Genomic DNA, 25,963 nt, shown 5'->3' on the forward strand with positions numbered 1-25,963 from the left:
TCATCAGTCCGATTTGACGAAGAGCCAAAAAACACCCCATGGCGTGAACCATGAAGTGCTTGTAAACATTGATATAACAATGAAATTAACGTTTTGAGAATTGAGGTGCTTTACGCGCTTTTTTAAGACCTGGTTTTTTACGTTCTTTCATACGTGGGTCACGTGTTAAAAGACCAGCATCTTTAAGTGGTTTACGGAAGTCAGGATCTACTTCTAATAATGCACGAGAGATACCGTGACGCGCTGCACCTGATTGACCAGCATATCCACCACCGTTAACGTTGATGAAGATGTCATATTGGCCTTCAGTTTGTGTAACTGCTAAAGGTTGTTTAACGATTACGAATAATGATTCGTATGGTAGGTAATCTTCCATTTCTTTACCGTTAAAAACGATTTTACCTGTACCAGGTACTAAGCGTACACGGGCTGTTGAGTTTTTACGACGGCCTGTTGCGATGTATTGAGCTTGTGCCATTTGCTTTTCCCTCCTTAGATTAATTCGTTAATGTCTAATTGTTTAGGTTGTTGTGCTGCATGTGGGTGTTCCGCACCAGCGTATACGTGTAGGTGTGTAAATTGAGAACGGCCTAAACGGTTTTTTGGTAACATACCTTTAACTGAAGTTTCGATTAAACGTGCTGGTTTTTCATCACGTAATGTACCTGCAGTTGTTTCATAGATACCACCTGGGTAACCTGAGTGACGGTAGTATTTTTTATCTGTTGCTTTTTTACCAGTTAATTTCACTTTTTCAGCGTTGATGATGATAACTTGATCACCTGTGTCAACGTTTGGTGTGAATGTTGGTTTATTTTTACCACGTAACATGCTTGCCGCAACTGTTGATAGACGTCCTAATGGAACATCTGTAGCGTCTAAGACAACCCAGTTACGTTCAACTTCGTTTGCTTTCGCCATATATGTTGTACGCATTATATTTCCTCCGTTTATCTTGTCTGATTGTTCGATTCATAATTGGTTTCCGGGGCCTATCATGGGGCAAACAATACCGTCTTATATTGTACCATTTTAAAATTCATTAAGTCAATCCTTTTCCACGAAAAAATTCCTTATCATAGATTTCTTATTTGGCGTATTGTTGGATAGATTCTTCGAGCAAAGCTAAATAGCGTTTAGCAATTGAAGAAAGTTGGTGACGATTAGCGGTTAGGTAACCCAGTTCAATCACCTCGTCTGACTCAAGAGGAATTGCTAAGATATCTGGACTATTTAAATCATCATTAATGATGCCTGAAGAAATCGTATAGCCATCTAGACCAATGAGTAAATTAAATAACGTTGCCCGGTCAGATACAATAATCCGTTTGGGGACAGGAATATCCGCTAAAATCTCTTCCCAATAGTAGAAAGAGTTGTGGGTGCCTTGTTCATATGATAAACGAGGATAAGCGGTTAAGTCATCTAAACTAATGGTTGTTTGCTTTGCTAAAGGATGCCCTTTATCAATAAACACATGTGGTGCCGCTTTAAACAATGGTGTAAAAGTCAGTTGCTTCTCTTGAAAAGCCCCTTCTAATACCTTCTGATTATAATTAGACCGGTAAATAACGCCTATCTCAGAGGTAAAATTCGCAACATCATCTAACACCTCAAATGTTCGTTCTTCTTTCAATGTCGCCTCATACTGATCTGCATCCATCTCCCTTAGTAACTTCACAAAAGCATCCACTACAAAAGCATAATGCTGCCCAGACACAGAAAATATTCGGTTGGCTTGGTCTCCTTCCTTATAGCGATGATTCATTAGATCAATCTGCTCTAAAACCTGCCTTGCATACTGGAGAAATTCCTCCCCTTGCACCGTCAGAACGGTCCCCTTAGCTGTTCTTTGGAACAAGGTTATCCCCATTTCCGCCTCCAAATTTGTCATAGCTTTCGACAAAGAAGGCTGGGCTATAAACAATTCTTTCGCTGCCTGAGTCATATTGCCCACTTCAACAACCTTCATAAAATACTGTAAAGCTTCAATTCGCATCTCTTACCCCCTAATCATAGTTTCAAACTATGAAAACCAACACCCAATAGATATTTGTAATTATTATGTCACACCCATATACTCATAACAAGTTCAAAAATATTTATCGAAAAAGGAGAACATTACTATGACACAAACACAAACTTCAAAACGATTCCTTACAGTTGGCTCATTCTTACGTCCAGAAGACTTACTAACCTATAAACGTCAGATTGAAGCTCGCGATGATATTCAATATCCATTCTACCAAGACTTTGACAATTATAAAAAAGTAGAAGACGAAGCTGTAGCTGATATCGTAAAAAAAGAAATCGAATTAGACTTCCCTGAAATTACAGATGGCGAATACTCAAAATCATTATGGCATCTAGACTTTGTTTGGGGCTTTGACGGGGTACGTCGTTTCATTGCTGATCAAGGGTATATCTTTGTTGATCATAACGACGAAAACCCATTTGAAACACGTAAAGATATCGGAATTGAAATCTTCAAACCTTTATCAGGTAAAAACCATCCTTTTATTGACCACTACAAGCGCTTAGTCGCCTTAAATGATTCAGATGCTGATGTAAAAGTTTGTATCCCTTCACCAGGTCATATCTATGTTGATTTAGGTTTAAACCTACAAACATACAACCAAGTATACCAATCACAAGCTGAATTAAAAGAAGGTTTAATCAATGCCTACAAAGAATTCTTAGATGAATATGTACAAGAAGGCGGAAAAATCATTCAATTAGATGACTGTCTATGGACAATCCATGCAGAAGACTCATCAAACTCACCATTCAGAAATGAAGATGGTACTTGGGATGATGAGGCAGCTAAAGCCAGTGCAGAAGCTTATGTAGCTATTAATAATGCAATCATTGATTACGGTCATGAATTAGGGTTAAAAGTGTACACCCACAACTGTCGTGGTAACTACGCATCTCGACATGCATCCAACGGTTCGTATGAAAAAATTGCGCATTATTTCTTGAAAAACCAACGTTACGACCGTTTCTACTTAGAATGGGACGACGAGCGTGCTGGTTCAATCGATGCATTAGAAGCCTTCAAAGACAACGACCAAGTAGAAGTTGTATTAGGTTTACTATCATCAAAAACAGCTGATTTAGACGATGAAGAACGCGCCCTAAACGGCTTAGAAGAAGCTAGCAAATATGTATCAAAAGATCGATTATACCTATCTCACCAATGTGGCTTTGCCTCATGTGACGGTGGTAATGAATTAACCCATGAAAACCAATGGGACAAAATCAAACAAGGACAAGACATCGCTTATAAATACTTTGGTGAATAAATGATCATCACAAAACTACCATCCTTCAAAAAAGCGGTTGGCCCCCACGCCAACCGCTTTTCTTAATGTGTTCATATGTTACATTCCCTGTGTGGTATGCAGCATAAAGAAAGCCATGAAGAAGATTAACAGGACTACTGCTAGCACCCCAAAGATCAGGTAAATCCGCTTCTGCTCTTTTTTGTACATATAATTACTGGTAATCAGTAGCAAAAAAGCTGCTACGAAAAATACCCAAATCATCTGTCCACCAAACTTTCTCTCTATTTATTTGTGGCAATCCCCTGTCTTCTTTAAGCCAATTTCTTTGAATAGTCAATAATGGCGTCAACTGTATCGTTTAAGAAGACAATGGTATTCTCTAATGGTTCACTGCTTGTAATATCCACTCCTGCTACTTTTGCAGCTTCAACTGGATTAACCCGCCCCAATTTCAAAAAGTTGATCCATTTTTCAATAGCTTGATCGTCTTCACCTGATCGGATATTCAAATAGGCTTGTGTCGCAATTGTTAAGCCTGCTGAATAGGTGTATGAATATAAGCCCATGTAGTAATGTGGTTGACGCATCCAAGTTAATTCAGCACCCGGATTGATTTCTACAGCATCACCCCAGAAAGCTTCTAATACCCCTTTTTTCAAGTCAGAAAGGGTTTCAGCTGTGAAGGCTTCCCCGCGGTCAATTAGGCGGTAAACTTCACGTTGGTAGGCCGCTTCTAACAAGTGCGTAATAAAATTATGGAAGTATGTATTGGTCAGCATATTGGCTAAGGCAAAGCGTTGAGTACGATCGTCTTCCCCATTAGCTTGTAAGTACCCAGTTAATAGTAATTCGTTGAATGTTGATGGCGCTTCAATCAGGTATAAGCTTGGTTCACTTGAAATAAACAAGTTGTTGGCTTCTGCCCGGCTCATTTGACCGGCGTGGCCCAATTCATGAATTAAGGTATAAACATCAGATAATTGCTCAGTCCAGCTCATCAAAATATATGGATGGACATCTGCTGCCATTGTTGCAAATCCACCAGTTGATTTACCAATATTTTGGGCATAATCTACCCAACGGTCACTGAAGGCTGGTGCGATTTCATTAAAGTAGTCTTCCCCCATGATCGCTGTGGCTTCTTTAACGTAGGCTTCTGATTCTTCAAAAGAAACGGGTTTTGAAAAAGTTGGATCCAAACCGATTTTTAAGTCAGCATATGTCATTTTATCTAATCCACGAACTTCTTTGACGTGGTTGATATATTTACGCATAACCGGTGCCAATTTCTCCATAATAACATCTATTTGACGATCATATAAGTCACGATCAACGTCTTGACTAAAGAGTAGGTAGTCAATTACTGATTCATAGCCACGGATATTGGCTTGGGCTTTTTCTTGCAAGACGTGACCATAATAAGTTGTTGCGAAAGTATTTTGGTATTTTGCCAATTCTTTTGAGAAAGCGTCAAAAGCTGCCCGACGAACGGTTGTATCCTCTTCAAACATATATTTATCTTCGTATAAAACAAAGCTTAAAGGATATGTCTTACCCGCTACTTCAAAATCAGGGAATGTTAAGTCGGCCAATTTAGCGTTGTTATATACTTCGTAATTTTGATCATGCGCTTGGTCGAATTGGAATAAGACATCTTCTACCTTAGCACCCAAATATATCGCTTGTTGGCGCTCAACTTCCGCAATATAATCTGCTGTTTCTGGGGCAATAGTCTTTACTTTCTCCAGTTCAGCCATTGGTTTTTCTAGCAAGGCATTTTGGAAGAATAGCATGGCTTCTTGAACATTTTTACTTGCTGCCGATACCTTATGTAATTTCAAGACTGCTTGTGAATTCGTACGGTCGGCTTCAACCGCTAAAAAAGTATAGTGCATCAATTGTGACCCTAATACTTGAATATCAGATGCTGCTAAAATTGCTTTAGCAATAGCACTCGCGTCACTTAATTTGCCTTCATAATCCTCTTTGAAAGCTTGTCCTAGGTCTTTAAATTCGGCTAACTTCTCTTCAAAAGTAGCTTCATCTTTAAAAATTTGGCTGAGATCCCACGTCGTTTCGACTTTAACCTGGTCACGCGTTGGGAATGTATTTTCTGTTGTCATCCGGCAAATCCTTCTTTCCTAGCTTAATGGTATTTTTCTTAAAACAAGTTTAACACTAAAACCCCAAAACTTACCAGAAATAGGTTGGCTGTCCTTTTTCACAAGTGTCTTTCTTTGGATTTTTAAAATATTAGGTTCATAATAATAGGTGACGAAATGATACCACCGCTAATTTTTAAGGAGGAATTTTCAATATGTCAATCAATCAAACACAATTAGAACGCATGTCAAATGCGCCTGGATTTATCGCTGCCCTAGACCAATCAGGCGGTTCAACACCAAAAGCCCTATTAGCCTATGGGGTAGCTGAAGATACATACAGCAATGAAGACGAAATGTTTGCGAAAGTTCATGAAATGCGGACGCGAATCATGACCAGCCCAGCTTTTACCAGCGATAAAATTCTAGCTGCTATCCTATTTGAAAATACCATGGATCGCCAAGTAGACGGCAAATACACCGCAGAATACTTAGCTGAAAAAGGGATCGTCCCCTTCCTTAAAATCGATAAAGGACTTGCTGAAGAAGCCAATGGCGTACAATTAATGAAAGATATGCCAGACCTTGACGACCTATTAGCACGTGCAAATGACCGCGGTATTTTCGGTACTAAGGAACGGTCTAATATTCTCGCATTTAACCCTGTCGGCATTAAAGAAGTGGTCGACCAACAATTTGAAGTCGCTAAACAGGTTATCGATGCAGGTTTAGTACCGATTATTGAACCTGAAGTGAATATCAAGGCTGAAGACAAGGCAGCCATCGAAGAATTATTAGCTGAAGAAATCAGATTACATTTAAACCAATTAGGGGAAAATGACTTAGTCATGTTGAAGCTGACTATCCCTACTGTACCAGATACTTATCGTGAATTAGCCAGTCATCCTAATGTTGTTCGTGTAGTGGCCTTATCAGGTGGTTATACCCGTGAAGAAGCCAATGAATTATTGGCGGAAAACCACGATATGATCGCGTCATTCTCACGTGCCCTCGCATCCGACTTGCGCGCAAGCCAAGCAGATGACGAATTTAATGACTTATTAGCCAGCGCTATTGATACCATTTACGACGCATCCGTTAACAAAAAATAAAAGCATTTAATTTAAATATGCTCAGGAGATTTGGGTCTTCTGAGCTTTTTTGATAGCAAAAAGCACGATAAGTCGAACGCCTCTTACTTACCGTGCTTGATAATGGTTATCACTGTTTAGGGTTTTAAATTCACGATTTCTTCATAAGTTACTGGTTTTTCTTCATATCCAGCTACTTCAAAACCATTTAAGTTTAAAAACTCTGTCATGAAAGTATCCCATGCAGTAAAGTCAGTATTAAAATTGTCTTGGTTAATCTGTTCAATTAAAGCCTTCGTTTCAGCTTGTACTTCTGGATCTAATTCCCATGAATCCGGACGCAAACGGCCTTCTTCATCAAACTCTGGCTTATCACCAAACAACATGTCACGGAAAATCCGGTCAATATGCATAATTGGCGTTTCATGTTGACCACGTGCTTCCATTACCTTATACAAACCTAGACAATAAACTGGGAAGAATGGAATAACTGATGACGCTTTTGTCGTCACAGCTGTTGCCACAACAACAGTTGCTTTTCCATTGATATCTTTTAAATCTTCATTGATTAAGGCTGCTGCTCTATCACAGTCAGCTTTAGCACGACCTAAAGTCCCTTTATTGTAGTAAGATTCGTTTAATTCAGCACCTAAATACGAATAAACCACCGTTTCAACACCTTCAGCAAGCACATCTGCTTCATGTAAAGCATTCATCCACATCCGCCAATCTTCACCACCCATTACTTTTACAGTATCAGCGATTTCTTGTTCAGTTGCAGGTTGAAGCACTTGTTCATCAAAAGTTTCCTTTTGTAAGTTCACATTTGGTCCAACAACTTCTTGTCCGATTGATTTAATGACAGAATTGTATGTTTCACCTGTATTTGGATCAGTACGACGGCCTGAAGCTAATGAATAAACCACAAAATCTACTTTTCCACCAAATTCACGCTTAATAAAGTCAATAACTTGGTCTTTAGCTTCGTTTGAGAAGGCATCGGCCATAATATTTTTCGCAATTAACCCTTCTGCCTCTGCTGCTTGACGGAAAAAGATATTATTATACCAACCTGGCTTCCCTAAGTTTTTTTCAGATTTCGGTCCTCCACCATGGGAAACAGAAATCGTATCCGCACCTGCGCCAAAAGCTAGATTAATCCGACTAGCCAAACCATAAGAAGAAGACCCTCCTAATACTAAAACTTTCTTTGGGCCTTCAAAGGTTCCTTGGTCTTTTACATATTGAATTTGATTATTTACAGCTTGTTTCAAGCCCATTGGATTTACCCCAACGAGTACATTACCGCGCATTTTTGCTTTAAATTCTAATGTCATATTACTCTCCTAATGTATACTCATCTCTGTTTTTTGCCTATTGTTCATCCATTCATTATATAGTTAAGAAAACTAGTAGTAAAGTTTTACATAATTATATCAAAAAACTAGCTGTTGAATGAAAAAAGTTCAAAAATAAAAGGACTGCGGTTTAAAGCCTGCAATCCTCCTACATCATGTTTCGTTTTAGCTAAAAGTCATCATCCATATCATCAGCCTGCAAGTTCAACAAGGCTACACACTCTTCTACATCTTCAACGTCCATTTGGCCTGGCGCAGAAGTCATTCCTTCTACAGTAGCAAAAGTCGCACTGGACTTAAAGATTTCTCCGGCAATACGGGTAATCTTACCTAATCTGCCCATTGACATAGTGATCAATGGTTGGTCAATTAAAGTAGACGCTTGTTTGGTTGCGTTCATTAAGGATAATACATCCGCTTCGTCGTGTGGCATAACAGCCATTTTAACGATATCCGCCTCTGACTGACCCATCTTTTGTAGACGTTTGACCATATCATTTTCTCCAGGTGTTTTGACAAAATCATGATAAGATACAATCACTTTCACTTGATGCTTATGAGCGTATGGAATCAAGTTGTCTAAAATATCTTGACCGCGTTCAAATTCAATATCAATAGCATCTACTGCTTTTGCTTGGATTAAATACCGATACATTTCAACATACTGGCTCTTGCCAATAGCTGACTCCCCGCCTTCGTTCAAGGTTCTAAAGGTGGCAAGTAAAGGTTTTTGAATAGAGGTTTTCACCCGTTTACTCAATTCAGCCAACTCTTCCAGCTCGTCAAAATCGTCAAAATAATCAATCCGCCATTCAACCATATCACCTGGCTGACGGCGGTAGAAGTTGGCACAGTTCATAATATCTACAGCATTATCCTCAGCTAAAGGAATAATAATTTTTGGTCTATCCTCCCCAAACTTCAAGGAAGCAATTTTTACACTTTTCATGTTGGACTCCTTCTTATATCAAGGGTAAAATAAAAAAACTCGATACAATTTGATAAGTTTATTGTATCGAGTTTTCACATTTTAATCTATATAAAATTTATGATAAAACATTAGCATTTTAATTCCATATCCGCATCTTGTTATTATAAAGTCTGATTATCCCCTAATCTTGCTTTATAGTCGAAGTAGTCCCTGGTCACTTTCTTTCGTTCTACTGGGTCCAAATAGTAGACTTCAGCTAAATATAAACCATGAGCAGCCGCCGTCGGTCCCGCTTCATTGCGGTCTTTGGCTGCAATCAATCGTTTCATTTCATCAACTGGCCGTAAACCATCCCCAATTTGTAAAGAGGTCCCCACCAAAATACGGACCATATTGTAAAGGAAACCAGACCCTGCAAACACAAAGGTTAACGTCTCTTCTTCTGGATCAGCCGTTACTTCAGCTCGGTAAACTTCCCGAACAAAATTTATTTTATCTGTTTTTGTCGAACAGAAAGACTTAAAGTCATGGATACCTATGATATCCTTTAAAGCTGCTTGCATCCGGTCTACATCCGTTTTATAAGGATGATGGTACATATATTGTCTTGTAAAGGGAGAAGGAAATGGTGACGTATCTACCTTATAAATATACTTCTTCCCATTGGTATGGAAACGAGCATGAAAATCCGCTTCTACTCGTTCTACTTTAATGATACGAATCGAATCGTCCAAAATTGAATTCAAAGCCCGTAAGATTGCTGCTTCTTCTATTTCAGCTGGGTAATCAAAATGAATGACCTGACCCAAGGCATGTACACCCGAATCAGTTCGCCCTGACCCAACCACTGGGATATCATGACCTTTTGACATTAGCTTTAAAGCTTTCTCAAGCGCTGCTTGTACCGTGGGCCCATTCGGTTGAACTTGGAAACCGACAAATGGTGTGCCATCATATTGTAAGGTTACTTTAAATCTAGGCAAAATTTGCCCTCCTTCTAGTGACTATAAGATGATCATAACTACTGTCAAAACAGCAAGTGCAATACTCGCAAGGGTATCTCTTTTGCCCCAATGCAATTGACGATACTTAGTCCGACCTTCACCGCCTCGATAACCACGCGCTTCCATAGCGGTAGCCAGATCATAAGCTCTATTAAAAGCAGAAATAAACAAAGGGATTAATACTGGGATAAAAGCTTTCACTCGCAGAAGGATACTCCCCTCAGAAAAGTCCACCCCTCGAGCCCGCTGTGCATTCATAATTTTATCTGCCTCTTCAAGTAAAGTTGGCACAAACCGTAAGGCGATCGATAGCATCAAGGCAATTTCATGCACGGGTAAAATATTGCGAACAGGCTTCAACAAAGCTTCCATAGCGTCAGTAATTGCTAGGGGTTGCGTTGTCAAAGTTAAAATAGTAGATAGGAAAATAATCAATAGGAAACGAACAAAAATATAAGCCGCGTTTGTTAAGCCACCAGTGGTTAAAGCTAAGGGACCAAAAGACCATAGCACATCGCCAGTATGGGTGAACAAAATCTGTAAGACCACCGTAAATACTATAATCGCAATCATGGGCCGTAACCCACGTAAAAAGACCCTAAGAGAAATACCCGTTAAAAAGACAAGAATAGTTACCACTACAATCATAATGATATTTGTTGTTAAATGAGTTGCTGCAAAGACTAATAACATCATGACAATCAAACCAACTAATTTTACACGTGGATCTAACTTGTGCATCAATGAATTACCAGGAATATACCGGCCAATAATTAATTTATCTTTCATTTATTATTGGTCTCCTTCCTTTATATTGGCAGCTGAATTACCACTTGTTGGTAAATCTAATTGGTCTACAATTAAGTCAGCCAGCTCATCAACAGTTAAGGGGATAGCTTGCGCATTATCCCAAAGTGAACCTTGTATTTTATGCTGTAAATTAAAAGCAAAGTCAGCTGCATCCGGCAAAGCTAATTGGTGATCCGCTAACCAATTAGGATCTTGAAATACTTCAGCTGGTGTGCCTTCTTTCACACATGTCCCCGCATCCATCACAATCACATGGTTGGCATAAGCGGCCACATCTTCCATTTGATGCGTGACTAAAACGATTGTTAAACCTTGGTCACGGTATAAACGATCAAACATATTCATCATCTCAATACGACCTTTAGGATCTAATCCAGCTGTCGGTTCATCTAAAACCAATACTTCAGGCTTCATGGCCATTACCCCAGCAATCGCCACCCGTCGCATCTGACCCCCAGATAACTCAAATGGAGACCGTTCATACAGGCTAGGCAAAATCCCCACTGCTTCTAGAGCTGACTCAGCTTTCTTTCTGGCAGTTGCTTCATCGTCACCAAAATTCATCGGACCAAACATCACATCTTTAATGACCGTCTCTTCAAATAGTTGTCCTTCTGGAAATTGAAAGACCATGCCCACTCTTTGACGGATAGCTTTCAAGTCTTTAGGTTTAGAGTCAGCTGACACTACCGCCTCACCAATCCGTACTTGCCCTACAGTAGGTTGTACTAAAGCGTTAAGGTGTTGGGTGATGGTAGACTTTCCGGACCCTGTATGCCCGATTATAGCCGTGTATGACCCGTCTGGAATGGTCACATTAATATCATGCAGGGCCTCACTAGCAAATGGCGTGCCAGCACCATAAGTAAAACCTACATGTTCAAATGCGATTTGCATAACCATTCACCTAACCCTTCCTCATCAATATAATCACTCGGTACATCTACACCACGTTTAGCAAGTGCACGCTTTAGTTGCTCGGCAAAAGGCACGTCCAACCCTACTTCAGTCAACTTATGGCCATAAGTAAAAATATCAGCTGGTCGGCCTTCTTTAATAATGTTTCCTTCTTTAAACACCAGTATACGGTCTGCTTCCGCTGCTTCATTTAAGTCATGAGTAATTGAAATAACAGTCAAGTCATTATCTTGCTTGATATCCGCTACTACCGCCATCAACTCTTCCCGTCCTTCTGGATCTAACATAGATGTCGATTCATCAAGAATCATAATCTTTGGTGCCATAGCAATAACACCAGCAATTGCTACACGTTGCTTTTGTCCCCCTGATAAAGATGCAGGTTCCTTGTCCCGGTAATCCCACATTTTGACTCTTTTAAGAGCAGAAGCTACGCGTTCATGCATTTCCTCAACAGGTATGCCCCTATTCTCCAAAGCAAAAGCCACATCATCCTCTACAGTAGCACCTACAAATTGGTTATCTGGATTTTGAAAGACGAGGCCAATTTGACTACGAATATCCCATACGGTTTCCATAGATAGGACTTTTCCGTCTACTTCAATTGTGCCTGATTTCGCTTCTAATAGACCCACTAATAGCTTTGAAAATGTTGATTTTCCAGACCCATTATGGCCAATAATTGCTAGCCACTCACCTTCATAAATTGACGTAGATAACCCATCTATAGCGAATCTCTCGTCTGATTGGCTATATTGAAAAGACAAATCTTGAACTTGAATAATCGGTTTCGACATCTTGTTTCCTCGCTCACTTTATATATTTAAGAAAAAACTCCTCCAATGTTACTTGGAAGAGTTTGTTAAAGAAGAATAAATCAGGCTAACTTCTTTTTATCACTAGCTTGTCTCTTCTACTATACGCTTCTTCCATCCTGACTGTAACAGTCGGTACTAGAATCTCACTAGTTCAATCACCCACATTAGCCGGTAATTCGCGGACTTTACCGCCGATCGGGACTCGCACCCTGCCCTGAAGACATTTCATTTATTTTTCTTAGTTTAGTCTACTAAAATCCAACATTAAAAGCAATCATTAGATGTCAAGACACCTATCGTATCCCATTTAAAATATCTCCTAAATAGTCACTCATCATTAGCATGTACAACTATTTCAACATGCGGGTAATCACCAATAATTTGAGATACTGGGCATCGACTTTCTGCTTCATCGACGATTTCATCCGCTTTATTTTGCGCTAAGTCTATATATATATCCACCTTAAACCCAAAATATGTAATAGAGGTTTCCTGATTTAATCTGTAGTCTACCTGAATAGCCACTTCACTAGATACATCTTTGAAACCGTGACGTTTTAAGGCAATTTCTATTGTCGCATTCAAGCAAGTTGCCCATGATAAGGCAATCAATTGCTCGGGGTTTGTACCCGCTTCTTCTGGTTTCAATGGACTAGAAGTTACCACTCGCAACTCATTTTCTCCTTCAACCCAGGCCGTTCCCTTAATTCCTTGGTCATTATGCACTCGTGTTGTATATAACAACTTATCCAAATCCATATGCAAAACGCCTCCATCCTCTTGGTTATAGTCTAATATGGGTCATTATACCCCTATTTCTCCTAACAAAAAAGGCCATTGCATTTAACGCATGCAATAGCCTATCAATTTAATATTATTTTTTCAATACTTGATACATACCATTTGTCACAAATTGTAACCAAACTTGACCGCCATCAGGATTAAAGTGTACCCCATCCTGACTTAACCAAGTAGGCGCTTCAGCATGGCTAGTATAGTAATCATGCCAATCTAGTAAGTAAATTGAATCGCTATCGTCACTAGCCACTTGAGCTAAAGTTTTATTGACATCATCTGCCCAAGGGCGATCAACATGCGTATTCACGAGAAAAATCGTTTTCTCTCGACCAATTTCGTCTAAGAAATCACTGATTTGTGCTGATGTAAAGCCACCATTCGCACCTAGATCAACTAAGACGACATCCTTAAGCATGCCTTGGCTGTCTAAGCTAGTTGGATAGCCAGCTAAGGTATATAACTGACGACCAACCGCAGCATCAACAATCGCATTAGGATACAAGGTATACAAGCCTTCTGATTCGCCCACCATTAGGGAGTCGCCGATGAAAGTCACAGATAACTGATAAGCAAACCGAGCCTGGTCATCCGGAATACCTTGGTAAAATCCTAATGACGTTTCACTCAAATTCTTTTTATAAGTTGAAAGACTCGCATCTGCTTGTTTTTCTTGCTCAGCCCTTTGTTTATTCAATTCTTCAATTTTCTTGGCCTGCTCAGCAGCTTGCTGCTCTTCTACAGTCACATTTTCTGCTGGTTTAGAAATTGCAACTGCACTAGCTCCTCCAATAAATACGAAGGTAAAAGCTATGAATAAAATGCGGGTCAACCAAGGTGCTGGTTGGCTAAATAATTGATGAATCTTCGTGAAAAGACGGACTGGTTCATTGTTTGGGACTTCATTAAAAATCGGTACCGGCCATCTTTTTTCCTCTAGTAGGGCATAAGATAAACAAGAGAGGACGATAATCAAAATAACTTGTGGCCAAATACTATTGGTAAACCAATTCTGATTGGTAGGTACCATATGGAATAGCACATTGATTGGGTAATACCATAAATACATGTGGAATGTACGCTGACCTAACCATCGCAAGGGTTTAAATTTTAATAGAAAACCAACCCAAGAGCCTTTATAAGTCAACAAGCTAATCGTTACGGCAGCTAATAGGTTAAAGGCAAACATCCCACCATAATAGGTGAACGTCGACGCATCAAGCATTTTGAGCATCCCATAAGTTAGGATAGCCAATAAGCCTAATAGTACCACATCAACAATAAAGTGGTGAAAGCGACCAAATCTGTCCTTCAACCATTCAGCTAGTTGTTCCATATCCAACAATTGGGCAGCTGCTCCACCAAGAGCGATAGAAAAAAATCTCGTATCCGTTCCATAGTATACTCTTGATGGGTCCTCACCAGGTGTAAAGATCACGCCCATCAAAATGCCTGACAAAAGTGCAGCACCGAGCATGACCAAACCCGACTGCCATTTCGTTTTCGTAAATCGTCGACTAGCATTAAAGAATAAAGGCCATAGAACCATAAATTGCATATAAACAGCTATATACCAATAATGTGTTGTCAGTGATGGATGCAACATATTCGCAAAGTAAGATGAACCAGAGAGTATCTGTTGCCAATTATTGACGAATAACAAAGACGTTGTTAGATTAATACCAATATTAACCAAAAGTGGTTGCCTAAATAATAATAAATAAGTCAATCCCACCATCGTAATAACGACCATAGGCCACCAAATTTTACGTATACGCCTCCAAGTTTTCTTAAAATAAGAATCCTGGATATTCGCTTCATATTTACTCTCCATTTGACTAGTCACTAAATAGCCCGAAAGTACAAGAAAAATATCTACCCCTAAAAAACCACCAGAAACACGATGTGTTAAATAGTGATATAAAATGATACCTAGCATAGCTAAGAATCTAATTGTATCAAACTGTGAAAAGTAGTTTCTCTTCATTATCCTCGCCTCTCCATTGATCAACACGAAATTGTCGAAGCTAGAGACAATTCACGCAATTATAATACATATATTATATCGATAGTACTGGAAAAAGAGAACATCAATTTTAGGTTTTATAAAAAGTTTCCAAAAATTTAATTTCCATTGTATCAAAAAAAGTGGTTGAGCCCTAGCCTCAACCACTTTAGAAAATAAAAAAGCATATATGCTACCAAACACCTGTTGGTTAAACAACACATATGCCGAACCAATTATTCACTTATATGAATTGGCCTTGATATATTCAAAAGACTAATGGATATATTCCACTCCTAGCGAACTCATTCGCGCTAGGAGTAGATAGAGCTAGACTCGGCCATACTAGGTACAACCAACATCATGACACTCCGTTTTATACATCACTAAAAGTTTTATTAAACTAATTCAAGAATAACCATTGGTGCAGCATCACCACGACGAGGTTCTGTTTTTAAGATACGTGTGTACCCACCTTGTCGATCAGCGTAACGAGGACCAAGATCGTTGAATAATTTTTGTAAAGCAGACTCGATTACGATGTCTTCACCTTCAGCGCGAACATCAGCAATTTCGTTACGAACAAATTGGTTCGCTTGACGACGAGCAGCTAAATCTCCACGTTTACCTAAAGTAATCATTTTTTCAGCTGTACGACGGATTTCTTTCGCACGAGTTTCTGTTGTAGTAATACGTTCATTGATAATTAAATCAGTAGTTAAGTCACGTAACATAGCTTTACGTTGAGCGCTATTACGACCTAATTTACGGTAACCCATTGTCATTATCCTCCTTTATGATTTATTAATCTTCTTGACGTAAAGATAAGTCAAGAGCAGCTAGCTTGTTTTTAACTTCTTCAAGAGACTTACGACCCAAGTTACGTACTTTCATCATTTCTGGTTCAGATTTGTTAGTCAATTCTTCAACAGTATTAATGCCTGCACGTTTTAGACAGTTGTATGAACGTACTGATAAGTCTAGTTCTTCAATAGTCATTTCAAGCATCTTTTCTTTTTGTGTTTCTTCTTTTTCGACCATAATTTCAACTTGACGAGCTTCATCCGTTAAGTTAACGAATACTTCCAAGTGTTCAGTCATGATTTTTGCCGCTAAGCTTAATGCTTCTTCGGGTGAAATTGTACCATCAGTCCAAATATCCATCGTTAATTTATCATATTCATTGATTTCTCCGATACGAGTATTTTCAACTTGATAGTTCACTTTGGAAATTGGTGTGTAGATAGAATCTACTGGAATTTCGCCAATTGGCATAGAATCCACTTTATTGTTTTCTGAGCGTACAAAACCACGTCCGTTTTTAACATTCATAATCATGTGAAAACGAGCGCCTTCAGCAAGCGTGCAGATATGTAAGTCTGGATTCATAACATCGAAATCAGCATCGGCAATAATATCAGCAGCTGTTACGTCAGCTGGACCTGTGATGTCAATTTCTACTTGTTTTTCTTCCACGTCATACAATTTCAATGATAATTGTTTTACATTCAACACGATCTCAGTAACGTCTTCACGTACACCTGGGACTGTTGAGTATTCATGCAAAACATCGTCAATTTGGATTGATGTAACTGCTGTACCTGGTAATGAGGACAACAAGATACGACGTAATGAATTACCTAGGGTTGTTCCATAGCCTCGTTCTAATGGTTCTACAACGAATTTACCAAATTTACTATCGTCGCTAATTTCAATTGTCTCAATATTTGGCTTTTCAATTTCGATCATATCGACAAATTACCCCTTTCAAAACGTGAGAAAATGTATCATCGCATATCCAAGTTCATCAATCGATTAAACACGACGACGTTTTGGAGGACGGCAACCATTATGAGGAATAGGTGTTACATCGCGAATAGCAGTAACTTCTAGACCTGCTGCTTGTAAAGCACGAATAGCTGATTCACGACCTGAACCAGGACCTTTTACTGAAACTTCAACAGATTTCATACCATGTTCCATAGCAGATTTTGAAGCTGTTTCTGAAGCCATTTGTGCTGCATATGGAGTAGATTTACGAGAACCTTTAAATCCTAAAGCACCTGCAGATGACCAAGAAATTGCATTACCATGCTCATCAGTAATCATAACGATAGTATTGTTAAATGTAGAATGAATGTGTGCTACACCTGCTTCGACATTTTTCTTCAAACGACGTTTGCGAGAAACTGGACGTTTAGCCATAGTATAATTAACCTCCTTTTAGATTATTTTTTCTTACCTTGAATTGCGACAGCTTTACCTTTACGCGTACGTGCGTTGTTCTTGGTGTTTTGACCACGAACTGGTAAACCACGACGGTGACGGATACCACGGTATGAACCGATTTCTTGTAGACGTTTGATGTCTAAAGCACGTTCACGACGTAAATCACCTTCAACTTTAATTGAATCTACTGCTGCACGTAAACGGTCTAACTCATCGTTAGTCAAGTCACGTACACGAGTATCTTCTGAAATTTCAGCTTGTGCTAAGATTTTTTGAGAAGTCGTTTTACCGATACCATAGATGTATGTTAAGGCAATAACGATACGTTTCTCACGTGGAATATCTACTCCTGCTATACGAGCCATATACGAAAACCCTCCTTTTTAATATCTTTAATTAGCCTTGGCGTTGTTTATGTTTTGGATTAGAACAAATAACCATAACTTTACCGTTACGGCGAATAACTTTACAATGTTCACACATTGGTTTAACAGATGCTCTTACTTTCACAGTTATACCTCCTCGATTATATATCTCTACATTACTTGAATCGGTAGGTGATACGACCTTTCGTCAAGTCATATGGAGACATCTCAACTTTTACACGGTCACCTGGTAAAATACGGATGTAGTTTACACGCATTTTCCCTGAAATATGCGCTAAAACTTCATAACCATTTTCCAATTCGACCTTAAACATAGCATTAGGTAATGTTTCAGTCACAGTACCTTCAATTTCGATCATATCTTCTTTTGACAAAGTCTTTCCTCCTAATGGTGGTTGATTCGTTTAATCACTAATAGAATTATAGGATAGAAACACGAAATGTTCAGTCAACCCGAATATCTTACCATAATTAGTGATTCAAAGCAACAAATATTATTCATCTAAAATCTTTTGGATCTCAGCGTAAACATTGTCAATACCGATATCACCAGGAATGCGATAAAGCTTACCTTGATTTTCATAGAAATCTAAAATCGGCTGTTGTTGTTCTTGATTAATACGCAATCTATTTTCAACAACTTCAGGTTTATCGTCTTCACGTTGGTAGAAATCATGGCTTCCGCAAACATCGCATACGCCGTCTACTTTTGTCTTATTAAAAACTTTGTGGTATGTTGCGCCACAGTTACTACAAATGATGCGACCTGATAAACGTTCTTTTAAGGTTTCAGTTGGCACATCTAAGTAAATAACTGCATCAATGTCACGATTTAAGCGAGTCATGATATCGCCAAGTTCCTTAGCTTGCGCTTCTGTTCTTGGAAAACCGTCTAGCATAAAGCCAGCTTGTGTATCTTCTTTTTGAAGTCTTTCTTCAACAATACCATTTGTTACTTCATCAGGAACTAGTGCGCCATCATCCATGAATGATTTCGCTTTGTTTCCTAATTCAGTGTCTTCTGCAATGGCTGATCTAAACATATCTCCAGTAGAAATATGTGGAAATTTGTAATCTTCGACAATTTTAGCTGCTTGAGTACCTTTTCCGGCACCAGGCAAGCCCATTAAAATAATATTCATTATTATCCTCCCAAGCAAGTTACGCATTAGTCTTTTTCATTATGGATAAAGCCAACGTATTGACGTTTAATTGTACGCCCTTCAATTTGTTTTGCGGTATCTAATGCAACGCCTACAACGATTAGTAGGCTTGTACCTCCTAATGCAATTGATTGTGGCATATCAAAGAAGTATGCCCCAAGTAAAGGTAGAACCGCTACACCCATCAAGAAAATAGAACCTACAGTACTTAAACGATTTAACATTTTTTGTAAATATTCTTTCGTTGCTAAACCTGGGCGTATACTTGGAATATAACCACCAGCTTTTTGCAAGTTTTCCGCAGCTCGTTCAGGATTAATCTGAATGTGTGCATAGAAGAATGTAAACAAAATAATGACAATTGCATAAATAGCGATACCCGCTGGTTCTTTCAAATTAAAGATTGTTGACAATATCTTATACCAAGAAGCTTCACTATAGTCAGCTGCAAATAATCCAAGTACTGTTTGTGGCACCATAATTAATGATGACGCAAAAATCACTGGAATAACTCCTGCTGAGTTAATTTTTAATGGTAAATGAGACTTTTGCGATGCTGAATTCGCACGTTTAGAATAACGAACGGGAATTTTACGTTCCGCTTGACTCATGAAAATAACAAACATTATCAATAGGATAAATACAAGTATGAAAATACCTGCATAGACCATTTGTTGATTTAGTTCACTGCTTGAAGCACCTACAATGTTTCTTTGATAGTAAGCAGTTAATTCTGAGGGAACTTGTGCCAATATACCAGCGAAGATAATGATTGAGGTACCATTACCAATCCCATATTCAGTGATTTGCTCACCTATCCAAACAACAAACATAGATCCTGCAGTCATAAATAAAGCGATTAACAAATAAGTTACAAAGCCTGGATTATCTATTAACCCTAATGCTGATAATGAATTAAATCCTATTGAAATAGCTAAAGCTTGAAAAAAACCGATTGCTACTGCAAAGTATCTAGTCCATCTATTTAACTTACGTCGACCAACTTCACCTTGTTTAGACCACTCTGTAAATGAAGGTATAATCTCCATCTGCAATAGTTGAATGATAATTGAAGCGGTTATATACGGTGAAACACCCAATGAAAAGATGGAGTAGCTAGAAAGTGCTCCCCCACCAAGAGTGTTCAATAGGCTGAATAAACCAGATTCAGCTAACTCTTGAATTCCTGCAGCATTCACGCCCGGGACAGTTATGCTAGCCCCGATACGGAATACAATCAACATAATTGCTGTGAATGCTAATCGGCTTCTAATATCCTTATCCTGAAATCCATTTTTCAGTATTTGAAACATTAGATCACCTCGATTGAACCCCCAGCGGCTTCAATAGCTTCTTTAGCTGATGCTGAGAATTTAGCTGCTTTAACGGTTAGTTTGCGTTCTAATTCACCATTACCTAAAACTTTGATACCGAATTTTTCGTTTTTAACTATACCTGCTTCGATTAAGTCAGTAGAGCTTACTACAGCGCCATCTTCAAATACGTTTAAGTCATCAAGATTGATGATTGCATATTCTTTACTGTTAATGTTTGTAAATCCACGTTTTGGAATACGACGGAACAATGGTGTTTGTCCACCTTCGAAACCTAAACGTACACCACCACCTGAACGTTGTTTTTGACCTTTTTGTCCACGTTTTGATAGTTTACCCCAACCAGAACTTGCACCACGACCTACACGGTGACGTGTGTGACGAGACCCTTCTGAAGGTTGTAATTCATGTAATTTCATCCTGTTAGGCACCTCCTATTCTAGATTATGCTTCTTCAACAGCTACTAAGTGAGCAATTTTAGTAATCATACCGTTGATTGCTTCGTTGCGAGTTTTAACAACTGATTTACCAACTTTTGTTAAACCTAGTGCTTGAGCTGTTTTAATTTGGTCTTGAGGACGTCCAATTAAACTGCGTTTCAAAGTAATTTTTACTTCAGTCATTCGAATTTCCCCCTTAACCTAATAATTCTTCCACAGATTTACCACGTAATGCAGCAACATCTTCCGGAGATTTTAATGATTTGATAGCTTCTAAAGTAGCACGTACGATGTTAATTGGTGAGTTAGAACCTAAAGATTTAGATGTAATATCTCCAATACCACCTAATTCAACTACGGCACGAACAGGACCACCAGCAGCGATACCAGAACCGGCTTGAGCTGGTTTAAGTAATACATTACCACCGTTAAATTTACCGATAACTTCATGAGGAACAGTTGATCCTGCACGAGGTATAGTAATTAAGTTTTTCTTACCATCTTCAACCGCTTTACGAATTGCTTCTGGTACTTCGGCAGCTTTACCTGTACCTAGACCAACATGGCCATTTCTATCACCGACAACAACAACGGCACCGAAGTTCATACGACGTCCACCTTTAACGGTTTTAGCAACACGATTAATGGCAACAACGCGTTCTTCAAGGTCATTTTCGTTAATGTTTAATTCTTGAAATGTGTTTGTCATGTTCTTGGCTTCCTCCTTTTCCTAAAATTCTAAGCCGTTTTCACGAGCAGCGTCTGCTAGAGCTTGTACACGTCCGTGATATTGGTATCCACCACGGTCAAATTTAACTTCTTTAATACCTGCTGCTACACCGCGTTCAGCGATAGCTTTACCAACTAATGCTGCACTTTCAGTTTTAGTTGCGGCTGATAATGTTTCTTCATTTGTAGAGGCACTCGCTACAGTAACACCCGCTACGTCATCAATTAATTGAGCGTAGATGTGTTTATTAGAACGGAATACGTTCAAGCGTGGGCACTCTGCTGTTCCAGAAATGTTGCGACGTACACGCGCGTGGCGCTTTTGACGTAATTTATTTTTATCTGGTTTGCTAATCAAAATAGTCACCTCTTTGTTAGATTTGTTAGGATGACATCGTCACCCTTAGTTTATATATAATTTGGATACAAGTAAAAGGAAATAATTGTAAAACATTACAATTATTTACCAGTTTTACCTTCTTTACGACGAATGTATTCGCCAACGTAGTGAATACCTTTACCTTTATATGGCTCTGGTAAACGAGTTGAGCGGATATTCGCTGCTAATTCACCAACAACTTCTTTGTTGATACCTTTTACGTTAATTGTAGTATTTGTTGGTACTTCAATTTCAACGCCTTCTGGCGCTACAAATTCAACTGGGTGAGATAAACCAACGTTTAAAGTTAATTTGTTCCCTGCTAATTGTGCACGGTAACCAACACCAGTCATTTCAAGTTTCTTTTCAAATCCTTCAGAAACTCCAACAACCATGTTGTTTACTAATGCACGAGTAGTTCCGTGAATAGAACGTACATCTTTCTGATCATTTGGACGAGTGAAAGTAATTTCTTTTTCGCCGATTTGAACATCAATTACAGGGTTGAACTCACGTGATAATTCGCCTTTAGGGCCTTTAACAGTGATAGTTGAACCAGCTTTTTCTACGGTTACGTTACTAGGAATCTCGATAACTTTATTACCAATACGACTCATCTAGACTGCACCTGCCTTTCAATAATGTTGTTTTTATTTTTATTAATTACCAAACGTAAGCTAAAACTTCGCCACCGATGTTTTTAGCACGAGCTGCTTTATCAGTAATAACACCTTCAGATGTTGAAACTAATGCAGTACCTAAGCCATTTAAAACTTTAGGAATTTGATCACTTTTCGCGTATACACGTAAACCAGGTTTAGAGATACGTTTTAAGTTTGTGATTACTCGTTGGTTATCGTTAGTGTATTTCATGAACACACGGATAACATTTTGTTTATCATCTTCGATGATTTCGTAATCTTTGATATATCCTTCTTCTTTAAGGATAGCAGCAATATTTTCTTTGATTTTTGATGATGGACTTTCGAATGATTCGTGGCGCACCATGTTGGCGTTACGAATACGTGTTAAAAAGTCCGCAATTGGATCAGTCATGACCATTACGAGTACACCCTCCTTTACTTAATTACCAGCAATTTACCAGCTTGCTTTTTTGACTCCAGGAATTTCCCCTTTATAGGCAAGTTCACGAAGGCAAATACGGCATAATTTAAATTTACGGTAAACTGAATGTGGGCGTCCACAACGTTCACAACGAGTATATTCTTGAGTAGAATATTTAGCTGGTTTCTTGTTCTTTTCGATCATTGATTTTTTTGCCAAATTACTCACGCCTCCTTCAAGACTTTATTATTTTTGGAATGGCATTCCTAGTTGCGTTAATAATTCTAATGATTCTTCGTCAGATTCTGCAGTTGTAACAATTACGATGTCCATACCACGAACTTTTGATACTTTATCAAAGTCGATTTCTGGGAAGATCAATTGTTCACGGATACCTAAAGTATAGTTACCACGTCCATCGAATGAGCGGTTGCTGATACCACGGAAGTCACGTACACGAGGTAGTGAAACTGTTACTAATTTATCGAAGAATTCATACATACGTTCACCACGTAAAGTAACTTTAGTACCGATTGGCATACCATCACGTAAACGGAAACCAGCGATTGATTTCTTAGCAGTTGTAATAACTGGTTTTTGACCAGAAATTAATGTTAATTCTTCAACAGCGTTTTCTAAGTTTTTCGCGTTAGATACTGCATCACCAACACCCATATTGATAACGATTTTATCTAATTTAGGTGCTTGCATGATCGAGCTATAGTTAAATTTTTCAATCAATGATGGTACTACTTCATTTTTATATTTTTCTTGTAGACGATTAGTCATTATTCAGCGTCCTCCTCTCCTGATACTGCTTCAGCGATTACTTCGCCTGATTTTTTCGCTACTCGAACACGTTTACCATCTTTTTCTTGGTAACCAACACGTGTTGCTTCGCCTGTTTTAGGATCTACTAGTTGTACGTTAGATACATGAATAGGTGCTTCAACTTCAATGATACCGCCTTGAGGGTTCATTTGAGTTGGACGTTGATGTTTTTTCACGATGTTTACACCTTCAACAACAACTTTGTCTGCTTTTGGCAAAGCTTGTTTTACACGACCTTGTTTGCCTTTATCTTTACCGGCAATAACGATAACTGTGTCATTTGCTTTTACTTTCATTTAAACGGCCACCTCCTTATTTTCTTCAGATTTTAGATTACTTCTGGAGCTAATGAAATAATACGCATATAGTTGTTGTCACGTAATTCACGTGCAACTGGACCAAAGATACGTGTTCCACGAGGAGATTTATCGTCACGAATAATTACACATGCATTTTCGTCGAATTTGATGTAAGAACCATCTGGACGACGAACGCCGCTCTTAGTACGAACGATAACTGCTTTAACTACATCACCTTTTTTGACAACTCCACCTGGTGTTGCATTTTTTACAGTTGCCACGACAACATCACCAATGTTTGCAGTTTTACGACCAGATCCGCCTAATACTTTAATCGTTAGGACTTCACGTGCGCCTGAGTTATCTGCTACTTTTAAACGAGTTTCTGATTGAATCATTTATAGAGTACCTCCTTCCAGTTGTTATTAAATAATGATTGATTCTTCAACGATTTCAACAAGACGGAAGTATTTGTCTTTTGATAATGGACGAGTTTCCGCGATGCGAACGATGTCACCCATTTTTGCTGAATTGTTTTCATCATGTGCTTTGTATTTTTTAGAATATTTTATACGTTTACCGTACGTTGGATGGAATTTGAAAGTATCAACTTGGACAGTGATTGTTTTCTCCATTTTGTCAGAAACAACACGACCTTGTAACACTTTACGGTTATTACGTTCTTCCATGGACAGGTTTCCTCCTTTACTGAATTTTCTTACGCTTCTTGATTACGTAACGCAGTTTTTACACGTGCGATATCTTTACGAACAGCTTTAATACGAGCTGTGTTTTCTAATTGACCAGTTGCCAATTGGAATCTTAAGTTGAATAATTCTTGACGAAATTCTTGTTCTTTAGCAGTAAGTTCAGCAGTGGAAAGATCTTTAATATCTGTAAATTTAGTCATTAGATTCACCACCAATTTCACGTTTTACGATTTTTGTACGAATAGGTAATTTGTGAGATGCTAAACGCAATGCTTCTTTAGCGACTTCTTCTGGAACGCCGGCAACTTCAAATAAGATTTTACCACGCTTAACTGGAGATACCCAACCTTCAGGAGCACCTTTACCAGAACCCATACGAACACCAATTGCTTTAGCTGTATAAGATTTATGTGGGAAGATTTTAATCCATACTTTCCCACCACGTTTCATATAACGTGTCATAGCAATACGAGATGCTTCAATTTGACGGTTTGTGATCCATGCTGAATCTAATGCTTGCAGACCGTATTCACCGTATGCAATTTCTTTTCCACCTTTAGCTTCACCACGCATTTTGCCACGGAATTCACGTCTGTGTTTTACACGTTTAGGTACTAACATGTTTTAAGCCTCCCCTTGATTATTTTTTGTTGGAAGGATTTCACCACGGCATACCCATGTTTTAATACCGATTTTACCGTAAGTAGTGTCGGCTTCTTCCCATGAGTAGTCGATGTCCGCACGCAATGTATGCAATGGAACAGTTCCTTCTACTTGAGTTTCTGAACGCGCCATGTCGGCACCATTCAAGCGACCTGAGATTTGTACTTTGATACCTTTAGCTCCAGATTTCATTGTGCGTTGAATTGCTTGTTTTTGCGCACGACGGAAAGCTACACGGTTTTCTAATTGTTGAGCAATTGACTCACCAACTAATTTAGCATCTAATTCAGGTTTTTTAATTTCTACAATGTTGATATGTACTTTTTTACCTGTACGGTTGCTTAAGCTTTTACGTAATGCATCAACTTCTGAACCACCTTTACCGATAACCATACCTGGTTTAGCAGTGTGGATGTTTACGTTAACTTTGTTTGCAGCACGTTCAATTTCAACTTGAGATACAGAAGCATCTTTTAATGTTTCAGCGATATATTCGCGGATATGTAAGTCTTCGTGTAAAGTATCTGCAAAGTCTTTTTCTGCATACCAACGAGCGTCCCAATCTTTGATAACGCCGATACGCATACCGATAGGATTAATCTTTTGTCCCATTAA

36 protein-coding genes and 1 riboswitch are annotated in these 25,963 nt (G+C 38.7%); of the genes, 2 read left to right on the forward strand and 34 right to left on the reverse strand.

Translation table 11 applies throughout. The features are described 5' to 3' along the window. Positions 1-85: 85 nt before the first annotated feature. The 3 genes from rpsI to HMPREF3116_RS00015 all read right to left on the reverse strand — a co-directional run bounded on the left by rpsI (position 86) and on the right by HMPREF3116_RS00015 (position 1,999). On the reverse strand, positions 86-478 hold the full coding sequence (gene rpsI / locus HMPREF3116_RS00005; protein ID WP_070466678.1) for a 30S ribosomal protein S9: 393 nt from the start codon (positions 476-478) through the stop codon (positions 86-88). 14 nt (positions 479-492) lie between these two features. Continuing rightward, positions 493-936 carry a 50S ribosomal protein L13 gene (gene rplM / locus HMPREF3116_RS00010; protein ID WP_070466681.1) on the reverse strand — a complete coding sequence of 148 codons (444 nt, stop codon included), beginning with the start codon at positions 934-936 and terminating at the stop codon, positions 493-495. A gap of 151 nt (positions 937-1,087) precedes the next feature. Then, the gene (locus HMPREF3116_RS00015) at positions 1,088-1,999 is read right to left on the reverse strand and encodes a LysR family transcriptional regulator (RefSeq protein ID WP_070466684.1); all 912 of its coding nucleotides are present in this window, start codon (positions 1,997-1,999) and stop codon (positions 1,088-1,090) included. 127 nt (positions 2,000-2,126) lie between these two features. On the opposite strand from HMPREF3116_RS00015, the gene HMPREF3116_RS00020 reads away from it, so the two are divergent. After that, positions 2,127-3,305: a uroporphyrinogen decarboxylase/cobalamine-independent methonine synthase family protein gene (locus HMPREF3116_RS00020; RefSeq protein ID WP_070466690.1), complete on the forward strand. Its 1,179-nt coding sequence runs from the start codon at positions 2,127-2,129 to the stop codon at positions 3,303-3,305. A gap of 293 nt (positions 3,306-3,598) precedes the next feature. Here the strand turns inward: HMPREF3116_RS00020 and pepF are convergent, their stop codons facing one another. Then, positions 3,599-5,410, reverse strand: coding sequence for an oligoendopeptidase F (gene pepF / locus HMPREF3116_RS00030; protein WP_070466697.1), 1,812 nt, complete (start codon positions 5,408-5,410; stop codon positions 3,599-3,601). Between the two features lie 200 nt (positions 5,411-5,610). On the opposite strand from pepF, the gene HMPREF3116_RS00035 reads away from it, so the two are divergent. Continuing rightward, complete coding sequence (locus HMPREF3116_RS00035; protein ID WP_070466844.1) at positions 5,611-6,501, forward strand: fructose bisphosphate aldolase; 891 nt, start codon at positions 5,611-5,613, stop codon at positions 6,499-6,501. A gap of 116 nt (positions 6,502-6,617) precedes the next feature. Here HMPREF3116_RS00035 and fabV read toward each other — a convergent pair whose 3' ends face one another. The 30 genes from fabV to rpsC form a co-directional block, all read right to left on the reverse strand. Then, complete coding sequence (fabV, locus tag HMPREF3116_RS00040) at positions 6,618-7,817, reverse strand: enoyl-ACP reductase FabV (RefSeq protein WP_070466700.1); 1,200 nt, start codon at positions 7,815-7,817, stop codon at positions 6,618-6,620. Positions 7,818-8,007: 190 nt separating this feature from the next. Further along, entirely contained in the window at positions 8,008-8,787 is a 780-nt protein-coding gene (gene aroD, locus HMPREF3116_RS00045; protein WP_070466703.1) for a type I 3-dehydroquinate dehydratase, read from the reverse strand. Between the two features lie 143 nt (positions 8,788-8,930). Further along, positions 8,931-9,752, reverse strand: a complete 822-nt coding sequence (gene truA / locus HMPREF3116_RS00050; RefSeq protein WP_070466706.1) for a tRNA pseudouridine(38-40) synthase TruA — start codon at positions 9,750-9,752, stop codon at positions 8,931-8,933. Between the two features lie 21 nt (positions 9,753-9,773). Next, positions 9,774-10,562, reverse strand: coding sequence for an energy-coupling factor transporter transmembrane component T family protein (locus HMPREF3116_RS00055; RefSeq protein WP_070466709.1), 789 nt, complete (start codon positions 10,560-10,562; stop codon positions 9,774-9,776). A 3-nt stretch (positions 10,563-10,565) separates the two neighbouring features. Next, the gene (locus HMPREF3116_RS00060; protein ID WP_070466710.1) at positions 10,566-11,480 is read right to left on the reverse strand and encodes an energy-coupling factor ABC transporter ATP-binding protein; all 915 of its coding nucleotides are present in this window, start codon (positions 11,478-11,480) and stop codon (positions 10,566-10,568) included. Next, complete coding sequence (locus HMPREF3116_RS00065) at positions 11,456-12,298, reverse strand: energy-coupling factor ABC transporter ATP-binding protein (RefSeq protein WP_070466714.1); 843 nt, start codon at positions 12,296-12,298, stop codon at positions 11,456-11,458. The genes HMPREF3116_RS00060 and HMPREF3116_RS00065 overlap by 25 nt, the downstream gene beginning before the upstream one ends. A gap of 121 nt (positions 12,299-12,419) precedes the next feature. Beyond that, positions 12,420-12,545, reverse strand: a riboswitch (FMN riboswitch). Between the two features lie 101 nt (positions 12,546-12,646). Further along, complete coding sequence (locus tag HMPREF3116_RS00070; protein WP_070466716.1) at positions 12,647-13,078, reverse strand: OsmC family protein; 432 nt, start codon at positions 13,076-13,078, stop codon at positions 12,647-12,649. Between the two features lie 115 nt (positions 13,079-13,193). Next, positions 13,194-15,101 carry an acyltransferase family protein gene (locus tag HMPREF3116_RS00075; protein WP_070466719.1) on the reverse strand — a complete coding sequence of 636 codons (1,908 nt, stop codon included), beginning with the start codon at positions 15,099-15,101 and terminating at the stop codon, positions 13,194-13,196. A gap of 416 nt (positions 15,102-15,517) precedes the next feature. Beyond that, a complete protein-coding gene (gene rplQ / locus HMPREF3116_RS00080) occupies positions 15,518-15,898 on the reverse strand; it encodes a 50S ribosomal protein L17 (protein WP_070466722.1) in 381 nt (126 codons plus the stop codon). Between the two features lie 25 nt (positions 15,899-15,923). After that, a complete protein-coding gene (locus tag HMPREF3116_RS00085) occupies positions 15,924-16,868 on the reverse strand; it encodes a DNA-directed RNA polymerase subunit alpha (protein ID WP_070466724.1) in 945 nt (314 codons plus the stop codon). Between the two features lie 66 nt (positions 16,869-16,934). Then, on the reverse strand, positions 16,935-17,324 hold the full coding sequence (gene rpsK / locus HMPREF3116_RS00090; protein WP_070466727.1) for a 30S ribosomal protein S11: 390 nt from the start codon (positions 17,322-17,324) through the stop codon (positions 16,935-16,937). A gap of 23 nt (positions 17,325-17,347) precedes the next feature. Continuing rightward, positions 17,348-17,713, reverse strand: coding sequence for a 30S ribosomal protein S13 (gene rpsM / locus HMPREF3116_RS00095; protein ID WP_070466730.1), 366 nt, complete (start codon positions 17,711-17,713; stop codon positions 17,348-17,350). A gap of 31 nt (positions 17,714-17,744) precedes the next feature. After that, positions 17,745-17,858 (reverse strand): 50S ribosomal protein L36, encoded by a 114-nt coding sequence (gene rpmJ, locus HMPREF3116_RS00100; protein ID WP_004262605.1) that lies wholly within the window; start codon positions 17,856-17,858, stop codon positions 17,745-17,747. A 31-nt stretch (positions 17,859-17,889) separates the two neighbouring features. Continuing rightward, a complete protein-coding gene (gene infA / locus HMPREF3116_RS00105; protein WP_070466733.1) occupies positions 17,890-18,108 on the reverse strand; it encodes a translation initiation factor IF-1 in 219 nt (72 codons plus the stop codon). Positions 18,109-18,228: 120 nt separating this feature from the next. Next, entirely contained in the window at positions 18,229-18,876 is a 648-nt protein-coding gene (locus HMPREF3116_RS00110; protein WP_070466736.1) for an adenylate kinase, read from the reverse strand. A gap of 26 nt (positions 18,877-18,902) precedes the next feature. Beyond that, positions 18,903-20,210: a preprotein translocase subunit SecY gene (gene secY, locus HMPREF3116_RS00115; protein WP_070466738.1), complete on the reverse strand. Its 1,308-nt coding sequence runs from the start codon at positions 20,208-20,210 to the stop codon at positions 18,903-18,905. Beyond that, positions 20,210-20,650 carry a 50S ribosomal protein L15 gene (rplO, locus tag HMPREF3116_RS00120; RefSeq protein ID WP_070466740.1) on the reverse strand — a complete coding sequence of 147 codons (441 nt, stop codon included), beginning with the start codon at positions 20,648-20,650 and terminating at the stop codon, positions 20,210-20,212. The genes secY and rplO overlap by 1 nt, the downstream gene beginning before the upstream one ends. 25 nt (positions 20,651-20,675) lie before the next feature. Beyond that, positions 20,676-20,855 carry a 50S ribosomal protein L30 gene (gene rpmD / locus HMPREF3116_RS00125; protein WP_070466742.1) on the reverse strand — a complete coding sequence of 60 codons (180 nt, stop codon included), beginning with the start codon at positions 20,853-20,855 and terminating at the stop codon, positions 20,676-20,678. 13 nt (positions 20,856-20,868) lie between these two features. Beyond that, positions 20,869-21,381 (reverse strand): 30S ribosomal protein S5, encoded by a 513-nt coding sequence (gene rpsE, locus HMPREF3116_RS00130; RefSeq protein WP_070466744.1) that lies wholly within the window; start codon positions 21,379-21,381, stop codon positions 20,869-20,871. 21 nt (positions 21,382-21,402) lie between these two features. Beyond that, positions 21,403-21,768 (reverse strand): 50S ribosomal protein L18, encoded by a 366-nt coding sequence (gene rplR / locus HMPREF3116_RS00135; RefSeq protein WP_083272692.1) that lies wholly within the window; start codon positions 21,766-21,768, stop codon positions 21,403-21,405. Between the two features lie 92 nt (positions 21,769-21,860). Further along, positions 21,861-22,397, reverse strand: a complete 537-nt coding sequence (rplF, locus tag HMPREF3116_RS00140) for a 50S ribosomal protein L6 (RefSeq protein ID WP_070466747.1) — start codon at positions 22,395-22,397, stop codon at positions 21,861-21,863. 46 nt (positions 22,398-22,443) lie between these two features. Further along, positions 22,444-22,842 carry a 30S ribosomal protein S8 gene (gene rpsH / locus HMPREF3116_RS00145; protein ID WP_070466749.1) on the reverse strand — a complete coding sequence of 133 codons (399 nt, stop codon included), beginning with the start codon at positions 22,840-22,842 and terminating at the stop codon, positions 22,444-22,446. Between the two features lie 36 nt (positions 22,843-22,878). Next, positions 22,879-23,064: a type Z 30S ribosomal protein S14 gene (locus tag HMPREF3116_RS00150; RefSeq protein ID WP_004262592.1), complete on the reverse strand. Its 186-nt coding sequence runs from the start codon at positions 23,062-23,064 to the stop codon at positions 22,879-22,881. A 27-nt stretch (positions 23,065-23,091) separates the two neighbouring features. Then, positions 23,092-23,634 (reverse strand): 50S ribosomal protein L5, encoded by a 543-nt coding sequence (gene rplE / locus HMPREF3116_RS00155; protein WP_070466750.1) that lies wholly within the window; start codon positions 23,632-23,634, stop codon positions 23,092-23,094. Next, the gene (gene rplX / locus HMPREF3116_RS00160) at positions 23,634-23,972 is read right to left on the reverse strand and encodes a 50S ribosomal protein L24 (protein WP_070466752.1); all 339 of its coding nucleotides are present in this window, start codon (positions 23,970-23,972) and stop codon (positions 23,634-23,636) included. Before rplX ends, rplE begins: the two co-directional genes overlap by 1 nt. 32 nt (positions 23,973-24,004) lie before the next feature. Continuing rightward, on the reverse strand, positions 24,005-24,373 hold the full coding sequence (gene rplN, locus HMPREF3116_RS00165; RefSeq protein WP_070466754.1) for a 50S ribosomal protein L14: 369 nt from the start codon (positions 24,371-24,373) through the stop codon (positions 24,005-24,007). Between the two features lie 27 nt (positions 24,374-24,400). After that, complete coding sequence (gene rpsQ, locus HMPREF3116_RS00170; protein ID WP_004262572.1) at positions 24,401-24,664, reverse strand: 30S ribosomal protein S17; 264 nt, start codon at positions 24,662-24,664, stop codon at positions 24,401-24,403. Positions 24,665-24,693: 29 nt separating this feature from the next. Beyond that, the gene (rpmC, locus tag HMPREF3116_RS00175; RefSeq protein WP_070466755.1) at positions 24,694-24,885 is read right to left on the reverse strand and encodes a 50S ribosomal protein L29; all 192 of its coding nucleotides are present in this window, start codon (positions 24,883-24,885) and stop codon (positions 24,694-24,696) included. Next, entirely contained in the window at positions 24,878-25,306 is a 429-nt protein-coding gene (gene rplP / locus HMPREF3116_RS00180) for a 50S ribosomal protein L16 (protein ID WP_070466757.1), read from the reverse strand. The genes rpmC and rplP overlap by 8 nt, the downstream gene beginning before the upstream one ends. 3 nt (positions 25,307-25,309) lie before the next feature. Next, positions 25,310-25,960, reverse strand: a complete 651-nt coding sequence (gene rpsC, locus HMPREF3116_RS00185) for a 30S ribosomal protein S3 (protein WP_070466758.1) — start codon at positions 25,958-25,960, stop codon at positions 25,310-25,312. Positions 25,961-25,963: the final 3 nt, after the last annotated feature.

Source organism: Aerococcus sp. HMSC10H05, assembly GCF_001806975.1.
GTDB classification, from domain to species: Bacteria; Bacillota; Bacilli; order Lactobacillales; family Aerococcaceae; genus Aerococcus; species Aerococcus viridans_B.

What these genes read in the sequence shown, in the direction of transcription:
- rpsI (WP_070466678.1), bottom strand. Translation starts at nt 478, where the DNA reads ATGGCACAAGCTCAATACATCGCAACAGGCCGTCGTAAAAACTCAACA.
- rplM (WP_070466681.1), bottom strand. Translation starts at nt 936, where the DNA reads ATGCGTACAACATATATGGCGAAAGCAAACGAAGTTGAACGTAACTGG.
- HMPREF3116_RS00015 (WP_070466684.1), bottom strand. Translation starts at nt 1,999, where the DNA reads ATGCGAATTGAAGCTTTACAGTATTTTATGAAGGTTGTTGAAGTGGGC.
- HMPREF3116_RS00020 (WP_070466690.1), top strand. Translation starts at nt 2,127, where the DNA reads ATGACACAAACACAAACTTCAAAACGATTCCTTACAGTTGGCTCATTC.
- pepF (WP_070466697.1), bottom strand. Translation starts at nt 5,410, where the DNA reads ATGACAACAGAAAATACATTCCCAACGCGTGACCAGGTTAAAGTCGAA.
- fabV (WP_070466700.1), bottom strand. Translation starts at nt 7,817, where the DNA reads ATGACATTAGAATTTAAAGCAAAAATGCGCGGTAATGTACTCGTTGGG.
- aroD (WP_070466703.1), bottom strand. Translation starts at nt 8,787, where the DNA reads ATGAAAAGTGTAAAAATTGCTTCCTTGAAGTTTGGGGAGGATAGACCA.
- HMPREF3116_RS00055 (WP_070466709.1), bottom strand. Translation starts at nt 10,562, where the DNA reads ATGAAAGATAAATTAATTATTGGCCGGTATATTCCTGGTAATTCATTG.
- HMPREF3116_RS00060 (WP_070466710.1), bottom strand. Translation starts at nt 11,480, where the DNA reads ATGCAAATCGCATTTGAACATGTAGGTTTTACTTATGGTGCTGGCACG.
- HMPREF3116_RS00065 (WP_070466714.1), bottom strand. Translation starts at nt 12,298, where the DNA reads ATGTCGAAACCGATTATTCAAGTTCAAGATTTGTCTTTTCAATATAGC.
- HMPREF3116_RS00070 (WP_070466716.1), bottom strand. Translation starts at nt 13,078, where the DNA reads ATGGATTTGGATAAGTTGTTATATACAACACGAGTGCATAATGACCAA.
- HMPREF3116_RS00075 (WP_070466719.1), bottom strand. Translation starts at nt 15,101, where the DNA reads ATGAAGAGAAACTACTTTTCACAGTTTGATACAATTAGATTCTTAGCT.
- rplQ (WP_070466722.1), bottom strand. Translation starts at nt 15,898, where the DNA reads ATGGGTTACCGTAAATTAGGTCGTAATAGCGCTCAACGTAAAGCTATG.
- HMPREF3116_RS00085 (WP_070466724.1), bottom strand. Translation starts at nt 16,868, where the DNA reads ATGATCGAAATTGAAAAGCCAAATATTGAGACAATTGAAATTAGCGAC.
- rpsK (WP_070466727.1), bottom strand. Translation starts at nt 17,324, where the DNA reads ATGGCTAAACGTCCAGTTTCTCGCAAACGTCGTTTGAAGAAAAATGTC.
- rpsM (WP_070466730.1), bottom strand. Translation starts at nt 17,713, where the DNA reads ATGGCTCGTATAGCAGGAGTAGATATTCCACGTGAGAAACGTATCGTT.
- HMPREF3116_RS00110 (WP_070466736.1), bottom strand. Translation starts at nt 18,876, where the DNA reads ATGAATATTATTTTAATGGGCTTGCCTGGTGCCGGAAAAGGTACTCAA.
- secY (WP_070466738.1), bottom strand. Translation starts at nt 20,210, where the DNA reads ATGTTTCAAATACTGAAAAATGGATTTCAGGATAAGGATATTAGAAGC.
- rplO (WP_070466740.1), bottom strand. Translation starts at nt 20,650, where the DNA reads ATGAAATTACATGAATTACAACCTTCAGAAGGGTCTCGTCACACACGT.
- rpmD (WP_070466742.1), bottom strand. Translation starts at nt 20,855, where the DNA reads ATGACTGAAGTAAAAATTACTTTGAAACGCAGTTTAATTGGACGTCCT.
- rpsE (WP_070466744.1), bottom strand. Translation starts at nt 21,381, where the DNA reads ATGACAAACACATTTCAAGAATTAAACATTAACGAAAATGACCTTGAA.
- rplF (WP_070466747.1), bottom strand. Translation starts at nt 22,397, where the DNA reads ATGAGTCGTATTGGTAATAAAGTTATCGAGATTCCTAGTAACGTAACC.
- rpsH (WP_070466749.1), bottom strand. Translation starts at nt 22,842, where the DNA reads ATGGTCATGACTGATCCAATTGCGGACTTTTTAACACGTATTCGTAAC.
- rplE (WP_070466750.1), bottom strand. Translation starts at nt 23,634, where the DNA reads ATGACTAATCGTCTACAAGAAAAATATAAAAATGAAGTAGTACCATCA.
- rplX (WP_070466752.1), bottom strand. Translation starts at nt 23,972, where the DNA reads ATGAAAGTAAAAGCAAATGACACAGTTATCGTTATTGCCGGTAAAGAT.
- rplN (WP_070466754.1), bottom strand. Translation starts at nt 24,373, where the DNA reads ATGATTCAATCAGAAACTCGTTTAAAAGTAGCAGATAACTCAGGCGCA.
- rpsQ (WP_004262572.1), bottom strand. Translation starts at nt 24,664, where the DNA reads ATGGAAGAACGTAATAACCGTAAAGTGTTACAAGGTCGTGTTGTTTCT.
- rpmC (WP_070466755.1), bottom strand. Translation starts at nt 24,885, where the DNA reads ATGACTAAATTTACAGATATTAAAGATCTTTCCACTGCTGAACTTACT.
- rplP (WP_070466757.1), bottom strand. Translation starts at nt 25,306, where the DNA reads ATGTTAGTACCTAAACGTGTAAAACACAGACGTGAATTCCGTGGCAAA.
- rpsC (WP_070466758.1), bottom strand. Translation starts at nt 25,960, where the DNA reads ATGGGACAAAAGATTAATCCTATCGGTATGCGTATCGGCGTTATCAAA.